This window comes from Poseidonibacter lekithochrous (assembly GCF_018861145.1).
Taxonomy (GTDB): Bacteria; Campylobacterota; Campylobacteria; order Campylobacterales; family Arcobacteraceae; genus Poseidonibacter; species Poseidonibacter lekithochrous_A.
Genome location: NZ_JAHKQT010000023.1, coordinates 184,491 through 198,341, shown reverse-complemented (window position 1 = coordinate 198,341; position 13,851 = coordinate 184,491). Strand labels below are relative to the sequence as shown.

Annotated in this window: 11 protein-coding genes; 5 read left to right on the top strand and 6 right to left on the bottom strand. The window is 26.8% G+C overall.

Features of this window, described 5'->3' with window-relative positions; genetic code table 11:
* Window positions 1-2: 2 nt before the first annotated feature.
* Complete coding sequence (locus KO488_RS09165) at window positions 3-3,080, bottom strand: efflux RND transporter permease subunit (RefSeq protein WP_216058499.1); 3,078 nt, start codon at window positions 3,078-3,080, stop codon at window positions 3-5.
* A 194-nt stretch (window positions 3,081-3,274) separates the two neighbouring features.
* On the opposite strand from KO488_RS09165, the gene KO488_RS09160 reads away from it, so the two are divergent.
* Window positions 3,275-3,745, top strand: coding sequence for a hypothetical protein (locus KO488_RS09160; protein ID WP_216058498.1), 471 nt, complete (start codon window positions 3,275-3,277; stop codon window positions 3,743-3,745).
* A gap of 2 nt (window positions 3,746-3,747) precedes the next feature.
* On the top strand, window positions 3,748-4,563 hold the full coding sequence (locus tag KO488_RS09155; protein ID WP_216058497.1) for a DUF1853 family protein: 816 nt from the start codon (window positions 3,748-3,750) through the stop codon (window positions 4,561-4,563).
* A 1-nt stretch (window position 4,564) separates the two neighbouring features.
* Here the strand turns inward: KO488_RS09155 and KO488_RS09150 are convergent, their stop codons facing one another.
* Window positions 4,565-5,854, bottom strand: coding sequence for a M20/M25/M40 family metallo-hydrolase (locus tag KO488_RS09150; RefSeq protein ID WP_216058496.1), 1,290 nt, complete (start codon window positions 5,852-5,854; stop codon window positions 4,565-4,567).
* A gap of 69 nt (window positions 5,855-5,923) precedes the next feature.
* Window positions 5,924-8,713: a cytochrome c biogenesis protein CcsA gene (gene ccsA / locus KO488_RS09145; protein WP_216058495.1), complete on the bottom strand. Its 2,790-nt coding sequence runs from the start codon at window positions 8,711-8,713 to the stop codon at window positions 5,924-5,926.
* A 169-nt stretch (window positions 8,714-8,882) separates the two neighbouring features.
* Between ccsA and cmoB the strand changes: the two genes are divergently transcribed.
* A complete protein-coding gene (cmoB, locus tag KO488_RS09140) occupies window positions 8,883-9,800 on the top strand; it encodes a tRNA 5-methoxyuridine(34)/uridine 5-oxyacetic acid(34) synthase CmoB (protein ID WP_216058494.1) in 918 nt (305 codons plus the stop codon).
* A 1-nt stretch (window position 9,801) separates the two neighbouring features.
* Here the strand turns inward: cmoB and KO488_RS09135 are convergent, their stop codons facing one another.
* Genes KO488_RS09135 through KO488_RS09125 form a run of 3 tightly spaced genes read right to left on the bottom strand, consistent with a single transcriptional unit; the run spans window position 9,802 to window position 12,294 of the window.
* On the bottom strand, window positions 9,802-10,785 hold the full coding sequence (locus tag KO488_RS09135) for a GGDEF domain-containing protein (RefSeq protein WP_303572292.1): 984 nt from the start codon (window positions 10,783-10,785) through the stop codon (window positions 9,802-9,804).
* Window positions 10,786-11,691: a GGDEF domain-containing protein gene (locus KO488_RS09130; protein ID WP_216058492.1), complete on the bottom strand. Its 906-nt coding sequence runs from the start codon at window positions 11,689-11,691 to the stop codon at window positions 10,786-10,788.
* 9 nt (window positions 11,692-11,700) lie between these two features.
* Window positions 11,701-12,294, bottom strand: a complete 594-nt coding sequence (locus KO488_RS09125) for an MBL fold metallo-hydrolase (RefSeq protein WP_216058491.1) — start codon at window positions 12,292-12,294, stop codon at window positions 11,701-11,703.
* 53 nt (window positions 12,295-12,347) lie between these two features.
* Between KO488_RS09125 and KO488_RS09120 the strand changes: the two genes are divergently transcribed.
* On the top strand, window positions 12,348-13,166 hold the full coding sequence (locus KO488_RS09120) for a ferritin-like domain-containing protein (protein WP_216058490.1): 819 nt from the start codon (window positions 12,348-12,350) through the stop codon (window positions 13,164-13,166).
* Complete coding sequence (locus tag KO488_RS09115; RefSeq protein ID WP_216058489.1) at window positions 13,163-13,843, top strand: hypothetical protein; 681 nt, start codon at window positions 13,163-13,165, stop codon at window positions 13,841-13,843. Before KO488_RS09120 ends, KO488_RS09115 begins: the two co-directional genes overlap by 4 nt.
* Window positions 13,844-13,851: the final 8 nt, after the last annotated feature.

The window sequence follows — 13,851 nt, the reverse complement described above, 5'->3', positions numbered from 1 at the left end:
ATTTAATCCTTTATTTTAAATAATGTTGCGTATAAAGCAGGTACATAAATAAGATTTAATATCGTTCCCCAAGCAATACCAAAACCAAGAGAAATAGCAATTGGTTGAAGCATTATAGATTCTCCGGTTGGGAAGAATATTAAAGTAGAAAGTCCTAGTATCGTAGTAATTGATGTAATTAAAATTGGTCTTACTCTTTGTTTTGCTTTTATAAAGAACTCTTTTCTATTTTTTGTATCATGCAAGAAATCTAACATAATAATTCCATCATTAATTACAACTCCAGCAAGTCCTAACATTCCTATAAATGATTGTGAATTTAGATTTATTCCCATAATAGTGTGTCCTAAAATTGCTCCAAAGGCAGTAAAAGGAATAACAGAAAGAATAATAAATGCACTTTTAAAAGATGGGAAATTTATAAGAAGTGTTAAAAATATCAAAAATAAACCAACCATAAAAGCTTTTATCATATCGCTTGCCATTTGTGCACTTTTTTCGCGTTCACCACCAAATCCTATGCTTACACCTGTTTTTTCTATCTTTTTAATCGTAGAATCAAGTTTTGCTATAACTTCATTTGCACTTGTTATTTTTGTATCTACATTTGCAAATACTTTTTTCTGAATTAATCCATCTTCTTTTTCAATCTTTTCAAAATTTTTCTCAATTTTAAAATCAACAAGTTGTGAGAGTTCAACTTTTTTATTATCTATTGCTATTAAAAAGTGATTAAGTTCATCAATACTATCTTTATAAATCGATTCAGTCATAATATTGATTACACCATCTTTATTAAAAGTATCACCTTGATCTTTTTCCATAAAATAGTTTGTAAGCTGTGAAGCTATCTCTTTATCTGTTAGTCCTAAATTCATTGCATAATTATTTAATGAAAACTTATATTCTGCATCCCCTAATTGAGTATCATCTGCAATATCTTTTGTTCCCTTTATTTCACTGATTGCGGTTTTAAGAGTATTGATACCTGCTAAAAGAGCAGTTTTATTATCACTACTTAGTTTTAATTCAATATCAGTTTTTACTATACCAATCCTGCTTGTTACTACGTTAAATTCTACAACTTTATCTTCCTTTGTTAAAGGAGTTACAAGTTCTCTTATTTGTTCCATTGATTCATTTGTATTGGTTGTTCGGACCTTGCTTGCTTGTTCAAAATCAAAGCTAAGATTCAATACAGGATTAACGTATTTATTTAAAAAATCATCTTCTTTTGTATCTTCAAGCTCTAAAGCTATAGTAAAGCCATTTTCAATTATTTCACTAGAACTTGCTATATTTATAAATCTTCCAACTGTTGCATCGATATTTTTAATAAATATTTTTTTGGCATTTTTTAAAAGAATTTCTTCATATCGTTTTGTAATAACGTCTGTCTCTTCTAAAGATTTTGATTCATCAAGTTTAAAAGATAGTGTTACATTTCTAGAAACCATATCTGGCATCATTTGAAATCTACTTTGGCTTATTAAAAGATAAGTGATTAAAGGAACAGTTATAAAAAACATAACTAAAAAAGTTTTTTTATAGTGTATTACCTTATGTAAAATATTTTCATAAAAATCATATGCCTTTGTCCAATCAAGCATTTTATCTTTTCTTTTTAAGATATGTTTTGCATGAAGAGGTAAAAATATAAATGATTCAATAAGTGATGCAAATATTAATACAGAAATAACTATTGGTATAAGCATCATCAAGATACCAAATTCTCCACTTATTAATAACATAGGTAAAAATGCGAAAATTGTAGTAAATGCTGCAATTAATACAGGAGCTATCATCTCTTTTGCACCATTTAAAACAGCCTCATCTAATTCCGAGCCTTCATCTAAATGCCTTTGTATATTTTCACTTACAATAATTGCATCATCAACTACAATTCCTAGAGACATAAGAATAGCCATTAATGAAATCATATTTAAACTATATCCCATGGTTTCGATAACTAAAAGACCTAAAATAAATGAAAATGGTATTCCCATCACTATTATTAATGATAATCTTGTAGAAATAAGAATATGCATAGTAAGACCAACTAATATAAGTCCTAAAGTAATATTTGATATGATAGTTTTTATTCTATCACCAACAGGACCTGAAGAGTCTCTTGTAACACTTATAGTTAAATCACTACTTGTTTTTTCATACTCTTCTAAGATATCTTGAATTTTATTTGCAACAGCGATTGAATCACCTTCATCATTTTTATATACATTAAGTGATACAGTAGTTTTTCCATTTAATCTTGAAATTGTTTCATCTGTTGGATAATCAATTGAAATGTCAGCAATATCTTTTAAATAAACTTTTTTATCATTTACTTTTATAATTGTATTTTCCCATAATTCTTTATCAAATTTATTATTATTTGCAGTTAGATATACATGATTTCCTACTTGTTCAATTTGGCCAACTGGATATATATAGGAAAAATTTTGAAGTGCTGATATAACTAAATTACTTTCTAAGCCATACATATTTATTTTTTTATGGTCCAAATAAAGATCTATTTGTAAATCACTATCTCCAAATATCTCAATCTCACTAATACTAGACACTTGATACAATTTTGCCTTGATGGTATCTGCGATATCTAATATTTGGGCTTTTGTTCTATCTTGTGAAGATATAGATACATTTAAAAGTGATTTTTGTCGTTCAACACTTGATACAGTAGGTTCCGTCATATCACTTGGAAGATATTTTTTAGCAGCACTCACAGCATCACTAATATCATCTTTAACTTCTTGTTTATCAACTCCATCTTGAAGTTCAACTTCAATATTAAAACTTCCATTTCTAATAGTTGATTTTATCTCTTCAATACCTGAAATAGTATCTATTTGATTCTCTATTTCTATTACGGCAAAATTGTTTAGATTATCTGCACTAGCCCCACTATAACTTCCTGAAACTTGAATACTGTCTAAAGTAACAGTAGGAAACATCTCTTTTGGTATTTTTATATAAGCAAAAATACCCATTATAAGTATAAAAATTAAAAGAGTATAGTTAAGACGTGAGTTTTTTAAGAAGTACTCTATTGCTTTATTCATTTATTATTCTCCGTCATCTTATTATGTGAAATGATACATAAATGATTTAAATCATTTATAAATATAAAGTAAATGAAAGTAAACAACAGAAGGTCAAGACTCCTAAATATCTTTAAAATCTAAATTATCATATAATCGAAAAGGTCAAATTAATAAAACTAGGATATAAAAAATGAATAATATGAAAAACAATAATGGGTAGTTTAAGCGATATTATAATCAATGCAGTATATCAATTATGGCATTTATTTCCAATAATTATAGTAATAGTACTCTTTAAGATGTTTATTAATAGAAGAGATAAAGTAAAAAGAAAAAAATTAAATGAAGAAAATGAGAAAAATGGTTTGACATTAGAAGTTCGTACAGTAAAAAAATATGAAGATATTGGCTACAAAGTAAAAAAAGAAGGATTAAACTTAATTTGTGTTAAAGGTGAAAAAATATTTTTAATTCAATCTAATAATACAATTGAGGCAAAATCAATACATGATGAAGATATAAAAATATTTTATACAAATGCAATGAAATACGTAAAAGAAAATCAATTAGAAATAAAAAATGTTGAATTTAGATATGTTATAGCTTATAAAGATGCTTTAGATAAGTCAGCCCTTAGAATACTAATGGATGATTTTTATAATTGTAAATATGTAGTTTTATAGTTTTGAAAGAGCAATTTAAAGGGTTTTATAAGACTCCATCTTTATTTAACAATAGTTTTTATGGCTTAGATTTATTTGATATAGAAGATATTGATATTGAAAACTTTGATATAAGTAATATTGAAATACTTCAACAACTTCCTTTAGGAAAGAGGGTAGAGTACTTCTTTGAAGCTATTATTGATTACTCTTCTAGATATGAAAAAATCATAAAAAACAAACAAATTATTCATAACAAAGAGACTTTAGGCGAAATAGATTTTATTCTTTTTGATAAAAAAAGAGATAAATATATTCATGTTGAGATGCAGTATAAATTTTATGTTTATGATGATAGCTTTGAAAATGAGATAGATAGATATGTAGGACCAAACAGAAGTGATACTTTACTTTTAAAACTAGAAAAACTTAAAAATAAACAGTTTCCTTTACTTTTTAACAAAGATACAAAAGCATATTTAGAAGGTATTGACTTAGATAATATTGAGCAAAAAATACTTTTTAAAGGGAATGTTTTTCTTCCAAGACATTTAAAAGAAAAAGATTTTGACTTGATTAATAATGATTGTATTCACGGATATTATTTAAGTTTTAAAGAGTTTTGTGAAGATGAATCTTTTAAACGCATGGAGTTTTTTGTTCCTCATAGATTTGATTGGTTAAGTGATCCTAAATCAAATAAAACATGGGAAAGCTATGAAAAGGCTATTGAAGATTTAGAATTCTTTATAAAAATTACTGCTTCTCCACTCGTGTGGTCTAAAAAAATACAAGATGGAAAAACAGTTATTGAAAGATTTTTTGTAACTTGGTGGTAGTTTAAGACATCTCTTTTACAATTTTTTGAACTACTTTAAATACATTTTCAACAGAAGTAATAGAAACTCTTTCTTTTTTTGAATGTGGGAATTCGATGCTAGGACCTATTGAAGCTACTTTAATATCTGGATATTTATCTTTAAATATTGCACATTCAAGTCCTGCATGAATTGCTTCAAGCGATGCTTTAGGATTTACTTCTTTATATATTTCTAATACTTTATTTGTAAACTCATTTATATCTGGTTTCCATGCTGGATATTTCCCATCCGTAGTAACAGTAAAATTATGTTCTTCTAGCATTTTTATTGTTTCATCTTTAAGTTGTGCTAATTCATCATTTGCCATAGATCTAGCACTTAACTCAATTTTAATCTCATCTAAACTTGTTTTAATAATAGCAAGGTTTATAGAGTTTTGAACTACACCTAAATCTTTATTTAAACTTCTAACTCCATTTTTAAAACTTGCTATAAAATCAATAATTTTTTCATCATAGATATTTAAGTGTTCACTTTTTGTATCTATTTTTGTAATTGTAATATTTTCATGAGATGCAATTGGCATTTGCTTTGATGCAATAATTGCTTTTACATTAACTGGGATTGAATTTATTCTCTCCCCACCGTTTATATCTAAAAGCTTAGCATCTGCATCTTTTATAGTTTGTGCAAGTAGTTTTATACCATTTGGAATATTTTTATCAATATCAACGCCAGAGTGTCCACCTTGAAGTTTTGAAATACTAACTTCATAAAGATCTAGATTTTCGTCATTAGGAATAATCTTTTTATTTGAATTTGTAGCAAAAATATCAACTCCACCTGCACAACCAATACAAATACCAGCTTCTTCTTCACTATCAAGATTTAACATATATGGTGCTTTTAATTCTAAAGCTAAATTATTTGCACCAATAAGTCCTATTTCTTCATCGGAAGTAAATAAATACTCTGCATCAACACCATCAAGAATCAGTTGAATCATATAAGCACAACCAATTCCATTATCACTACCTAATGTTGAATTCTCTGCACTTAAAATATCTGCATTTTGTACAATTATTGGAACACAATTATCACTTAAGCAAACAATATCATAATGTGATTGGAAAACAAGTTTTGCATTTGATATTTCTTTTTTTATCAAGATATTATTGAATTCATCAACAATACATATAAAACCAGCTTTTGATGATATTTCTTTCATATAATTTATAAATGGAGTGTGAGTTCCTGAACATCTAGGAATTGAAGTAATTTCTTTAAATATGTCTATTATTTGACTCAAGAAGTGTCCTTTATTTTTTTCTGATTATATCAAAAAAAAATAAAAGTTGTAAAAACTAAGAATTTCTTCTTAGTTTTTTACTAGTGGTTTTAAATGTCTATTTTTATAAGCTAAAGCTATTGTAACAACTACTATTGCTACAACATAATAAACCCATGTAGGAATAGGAATAGGATCTCCTGTAGCATATGAGTGCATTCCTGCAAGATAGAAGTTAACTCCAAAGTATGTCATTAGAATTGTAGAGAAGGCAATAAGTGCTGCTGCTGCAAATACAAATGGAGTTGAAAGAGGTTTAACAAATCTTAAGTGTACAACTATTGCATATACTACAATTGATACATAAGCCCAAGTTTCTTTTGGATCCCATCCCCAGTATCTACCCCAAGACTCATTTGCCCAAATTCCACCAAGGAAATTTCCTATAGTAATAGCTGCAAGTCCAACAATTAATGCAATCTCAATAATTGCAGTAACATGTTTAATTGTTTCATCAATATGAGGTCTATTTTTTCTAAAGATAAACATAATTAATGTCATATATCCTAAGATTGCCGCAAGTGCAAAGAATCCATAAGATGCTGTTAAAATTGATACGTGAATAGTTAACCAGTATGATTTTAATACAGGAACTAAGTTTGTAATTTGTGGATCAATACCAGTTAAATGTGCAGTAAACATAAAAATACCTGCAACAATAACAGCAGCACTTAGTGCTAATAAAGATTTTCTAAAGAACATAATTCCAGCAAATATTGCTGACCATGAAATATATAATAAAGTCTCATAGGTATCAGACCAAGGAGCATGTCCAGAAATAATCCATCTAAATCCCATTCCGTAAGTATGAACTGCGAATATTAAAGAAAGTAATACAAAGAAAACAAAAGTAGTTTTTTTAGGTTTAATACTAGGATTAAATACTACAAAGAATGCAGCAATCAATATAATAATTCCTAAGAAAATATAAGCTAACATAACTTTTGGAAAAATATCTATTTCATTAAACATTATTTCATTATCAATTTCTGCTTGGCTTAATACAACATTTGAACCAACTTTTTCTTGATATGTTGCTATCATCTTAATAAAGCTATTTGCATCTTTCCAGTTATTTTGAATAACAGCGTTAATTAAACCTCTTGTCATTGCTTCAACAGCTGTTTTATTTCTACCTTCAAAATCATTCATAGCATCCATTGGTGTATACCATCTATGTTTAATCTTTGCATCTTTTGCTTCTTCTGCTGTTTCTACTTTAGGAAAGATATTGAATAAACTTCCGTTAAATACTGCATAGATGATATTCAATCTTTCATCTATTTTTATAATATCTCTTTCGTAAGTTCCTCTTTCATTTGGCTTAGATAAAGAAGCTTTCTCTGATTCTTTTGATAAAAGATATTTGCCATCTTTAAATACTTCAGCAAATGCAATATGTTTTCTTGATGCATCAACACCAATAAAATTTTTAAGTTTTGGAGTTTTAATTTTAATTAATTTAATATCTCTCCAAACTTCAGGACGAGTTAAGATACCAAGTACAATTTGGTCAGCATTCATTCCTAAAAATTCAGTTTTACCACTTAGCTTTAAAACAATCTCTCTATTTAAAGATGAGATAGGTTTCATTCTTCCTGAAGAACTCTGAGTTACTAGTCTTGCAAAGTTTTTAGCAGTTTGTGCTGATTCATTTTTAAAAGTTTTTAAATATTCGACTGTTTGCTGTGCTTTGACTTTAAAATCAGCATCAGTTTCATCTGCATTTAGTGATGTTGCACTAAATACGAATATACAGGCAGCTGCGATTGATGCAATACTTTTAGAATCAACAAATTTTGTAAGTTTTCTAAATCTAGATTTTTTATCAAAGAAGTTTAAACAAAGTCCTAAAGTTAAAAGGAAGTATCCTAAATATGTTGGCCATTTTCCTGGATCATTATTTACAGATAATACTGTACCTGTTTCATCTGGGAAATAAGAACTTTGGAAAAATAAGAAGTTACCTTCATGCATAGTTTTATTCATAAAAATCCTATAATCATAAGTAGTAGCATCTTTTTTAATAACAGTTACTTCCGAAGCATAAGATGAAGGAGACATACTTCCTGGATATCTATCAAGCTGGAAATCATTTAATTTAATAGCAAATGGTAAAGTAAGTACTTTAGAACCATACTCTAAGAATACAGAAACATCACCAAATTTTAGTTCTCTTTGAAGACCTTTTTGACTTCTTCTCCCTGGTAATTTAAGCTCTTGTGTTTCCCCATCAATTGTAACATCAATAGTTAACATACCCATTTTTGCAGTACCTTTTTTTGCTAAAAAGAAATTTTTATATAAAATATTTACTTCTTTTTCACCAAAAGCGATAGTATGGTCAAATTTATTATAGAATTCTTCTACACTAATTGCAAAATCTGATTCTTCAGATAATGCAGCAAATTCCATTTGGTATTCTTTAAAATACGTTTCTTCACCATCTTTAATTGTTACTTGCAAATATGGCTCTAAAGAAATCATTCTATTTTCTGTAGTTCCCTCTTTTATTTGCATAATACCTTCATATCCTGTATATCTTGTAACTCCTGCACCAATTAAAATAACAACAAATGAAGTATGAAAAATAAACCTAGGAGTATTTTTCCACATTTTATATTTAAATATAATACCAGTTAAGTTAACAGTAGTTAATACTAATATTGTTTCATACCAAATATTATTATAAACTAATACCCTAGCTGATGATGTACCAAAATCATTCTCAATAAAAGTAGCATAACCAGCTCCAATTGCTAAAATAGCAAGTAAAGTTAATGTTGTCTTAAAAGAAAATAAGACGCTTGAAATTTTCAATAAAAATCCTTTTTAAAATATTCTCTAATTATATTCATAAGTAGTTAACTCAACGTTAACAATGAGTACTAAATTTTATATTTGTGAGTAAAATAGGATTATAACAAAAGAAGGGTTTATTTCTTATTGATTTAAGATAACATTTTATTTAAAATACTTATAATTGCAAATGGATTTAATTACATTACAAAAAAAGAAAGAAGATTGTAGAGCTTGGAAGAATGTTGAACCTTGGTTTACAAAGATTCAAGAAGTTTCAAAGACTATAAATATTGATAATTTATCAATTGATTATGGGGATTGGTTTAGTGTTGGAAAGAAAGAAGATCTAACAAAAGAAGAGTTACAATTAGTTGAGGAAACTGCCAAAATACTTATACCATGGAGAAAAGGACCTTTTAATTTATTTGGTATAGAAATAGATAGTGAATGGCAAAGTAATATTAAATATAATTTAATAAGACCTCACTTTAATCTAAAAGATAAAGTTGTTGCAGATATTGGTTGTAATAATGGATATTATATGTTTAGAATGTTAGAAGATAAACCAAAAAAATTAATTGGTTTTGATCCTGCACCCTTAACATTACATCAGTTTGAGTTTATTAATCATTTTGTAAAATCAGATATAACTTATGAAATGTTAGGTGTTGAACACTTAGAATTTTATAATCATAAATTCGACTTTATATTTATGTTAGGTGTTTTATATCATAGGGCTGATCCAGTAGGAACTTTAAAGTCTCTTGCTAGAGGTTTAAACTCTAAAGGTGAGATTTTAATTGATACTTTTATGATAGATGGTGAAGATGAAATTTGCTTAACGCCAAATAAAAGGTATTCTAAAATTCCTAATATCTATTTTATTCCTACAATTTCTGCTTTAACAAATTGGCTAAGTCGTGCTGGCTTTGAAAATATTGAAGTTATTGCAGTTACGACTACAACTAGTGAAGAACAAAGAAAAACTCCTTGGTCATTTGATCAAAGTTTAGAAGATTTTTTAGATGAGAAGGATAAAACTAAAACGGTGGAAGGTTATCCTGCACCAAAAAGAGTTTATATGAAAGCTCAAAAGATACAATAGCTTAAAATAAATCTATTGTATCTTCTTCTTTTAAATCAGAATATTTGAATAATTGACTTCTTCCTTTATTTTTCGCTTCATAAAGTGCAATATCTGCATTTTTTATTGAATCAGTAATATTTCCGTCTTCATTGATATCAAATTTAACAAAACCAATACATGTAGTTTTTAATAATGTTTGTTGTTTCTCTTCATCAACAAGGATTTTTTTAGATGCAAAATCTTTTATAATTTTTTGAGCTGTTTCTAAAGCTTCATATTCAGAAGAGTTACTTACTATTGTAACTAAAAATTCATCAGCATTAAGTCTTGCTACCATATCAAATTCATTGATATTAGAGTGAATTACTTTTGCTAACTCTATTAATACTTTGTCTCCTGCATCATAATCAAACTCATCAATTACTGCTTTAAATCTATCAACTCCTATCATAAGGAAATAAATCTCTGGCTCTTTATTTTTTGTAAGGGTAAGATGTTTTGTTAGATTTTTTATTAAGTAACTTCTGTTATAAACTTTTGTTACAGAATCTAAAGAAGATGATTCTATAAAGTTTTTCTTCATAATTCCATTTTGAATTATTGGTGAGATTTGAAAAAATGCAGCTTCAATTGTATTATATTTAGATTGTATTACTTGAAAATGAACATTTGAAGTAGCATTGAAAGATACTGTTGCATTTAGATTTGTATGAGTATTTATAATAAAAAAACAAGAATATTCATCATCTAGATAAAAATCTTCTCCTTTTACAAAAATTTCTTCTCTTGCATTTGTATTAATATCAAATAGTGCAAAAACAACATTATCAATACTAAACTCTTTATTTAGCCATGAATAAATATCTTCAGCCATTTGATTAATATTTGTAGCATATTGTAATTGTTCATATAAAATAAATATACTATTTAAAGCAATGAAATCTTTTTCATTATTTGTTGATGACTTAATTAAGTCTAAAATTTTATTTTTCAAAATTACCACCTAAAAAAAATCAATTGCATTTACACTCTCTTCACTATACTTATATAACTTACTTCTTCCTATATTTCTTGCTTCATATAATGCAATATCTGCTTTTTTTATTGCATCATCTATGTTAGTCGCATCATCAGGAAAAATAGACATACCTACACAGATAGTTTTCTTTAGAGTTTGCTTTGTGTCTTCATCAATTAAAACTTTTCTTTGTGAAAAGTTATTAATCAATTTATCTGTTACTATTGTAGCATTGTTTTCATTAATAACATTTAATAATATTACTAGGAATTCATCTTCTGACATTTTAATAACAATATCAGATATTCTAACACTCTCTTTTAATGTAGATGTAAGTTCTATTAATACCTTATCACCAATTGTATAGTCAAATTCATCAATCACAGCTTTAAATTGATCTACTCCAACTTTTAAGAAACCAACTTTTTTCTGTTCTCTATTTGATATGCTAAGTATATTATCAACATAAACATCTAGATAAGATCTATTAAATGCACCAGTAATAGAATCTACAATTGAAAGTTCATGAATAGAATTTTCTAGATATTTATTATATAAAGATGAAGAATAAAATTCTAAAGCAAGTTTTAATTTAGGTAATTCTTTGATGATTAAATCGTTGTTTTCTTTTGTTTTTGAATAAACTAAGAAATATATTTGAGTACTTTCATTCTCAATATATTTTAAGCTATTTAGAAAATCATCATAAATAATTTCTGATGATTTAAATAAGGATTCAGTTTTATCTATGGTTTTTAACAATATTTCCAATTCAGAAATATTATATTCTGCTTTTAAACGTTTAAATATTGTTAAATAAATATCTTCTAATTTATTTAGCAGCTTTAATTCTTCATTTATTTTAATAATGTTTTCACAAGTTGGATTCAAATTAGTCCTTTATATACTAGCTTCCCATTGTTTTAATGTATGTATTTCACTTCTTAATGTTGTTTTATCTCCATGACCTGGATAAATATGAAAATCATCATTCCATGTTAATACTTTATTAATACTTTGTTTCATTTGAAGAGCATTAGAAAATGGAAAATCAAATCTTCCAATTGTTCCTTTAAAAATAAAATCACCTGTAAATAAGTGCTCACCTACTTGAATAGCAGAACATCCTGGAGTATGTCCTGGAAAATGGTGGAATTTTATTTTAATTCCTTCAAGTTCAATTTCTTCATTAGGTTCGATTAATACATCAGCAGTTGATGGTATCATCCCTAATCCATATGGATCTTTTTCTAACATAAAGTTATCATCTTTTGGAGTATAAATTTTTAAGTTATACTCTTTTTGTACTTCAGTATTTGACCATACATGATCAAAATGTCCATGAGTATTTAATATTGCTATAGGATTTGTAACTTGCGTTTTTATCCATCTAAGTGAATCAACACCTGGATCAATTATTAAATCTTTACCATCAACTGTTAAAATATAACAATTTGTTTGATAATCACCCATTGCTTGAACTTTTATATCCATTTTAAACCTTACTTTGCTAAAATTGTTATATTATATCAAGAAAGAGGTTATGAATGGATTATTTTAATACACTTGAAGAAGTTTTATTAACAAGTGAACCAAAAAATAAGATTGAAAAGTTTAATAAATTTTATAGAAAATTTTTAAATAATGAGTATACCTTAAATGATTCATATGAACCTTGTGAGTTAATAGAGCCAGGATATAGTACTTTTCTAGAAATTGTTAAACCTACAGCACTTCCAAAAATAAAGAATTTTAATACAGATGAAGGTAAAAGATATTTAATACATACAATTTTACACATTGAATATTCTGCAATTGATTTAGCTATAGATGCAGCGTTAAGATTTAAGAATTTACCCAGAAAATATTATCAAGATTGGCTTGAAGTTGCTAGTGATGAAATCAGACATTTTTTAATGTTAGAAAAATTATTAAATGAGTTAGGTGGTAAGTACGGTGACTTTCCTGTACATAAAAATTTATTTGAAGCTTTACAAGATACACCAACTTTTTTAAGAAGAATGGCGGCAGTTCCTAGATATCTTGAAGCAAATGGCTTAGATCAGAATCCAAAAATTATGGAAAAACTTAAATCAAATAATGACCCATTTAATAGGAAGATATTAGCTGTTTTACAAACTATTTTAGAAGAAGAAGTTGATCATGTTAGAAAGGGCGATACTTGGTATAAGTATGCTTGTGATTTAGAAAACTTAGATTATGATTCTACTTATTTAGAAATTATAGAAGATGTTTATCCAGGTTCAACTAAAAGAAAAATGGACTTAAATTTTGAAGCAAGAAAACAAGCAGGTTTTTCTTGTGATGTTTTAAAAATCTTATCTAAAAAAAGTGATTGCAAATGATTACATCAAATATAAATGAAATTTTATTGAAAAATGAAATAAAAGAATCAGAAAAAATAAGTAAATCAAATGATTTTTTAAACTCTTTAATTTCAACTTCACAGACAACAGATGCTCAGAATAAAGATATTCAAAGAAATGATTCTTTAACATATGAAAATATAAAAGGAATTACTTTAGAAGAAATTAATACTATCTTTAAGGATGAAGAGTCAAAGCAAATGGCTAAAAATCTTAGACTTGCAACGCTCTTTACTCAAGATGATACCTTAGGACAAGCTTTATTTAATACTGTCTTAGGAGAACCTTTTGATTTGGGATACTCATATCTTTATGATAGATATGAAGATAAAAATAGTTTTTTAAATACATCTTCTACAAACTCTTTAGCAGATTTACTTCATAGTACAATTTCAAATAAAATAAATAATGATAATAAAAAAACTACAGATGTAATATCTCAAGATAGATTAGATGAAATATTAACTTCTGTAAATTCATTTAGTTTTGTGGATGCTTTATCAACTACTACAAAAGATGAATATGGAAGATATAAAGATAAAGAAGATGACGATTACTCTTTTTTATATAATGATTATGCTCTTCAATATGAACAGTTAAAATTCAAATATGAAGAGCTTACAAATATTAATAAAAATCTAATAAAACAATTTTAGATTTAAGA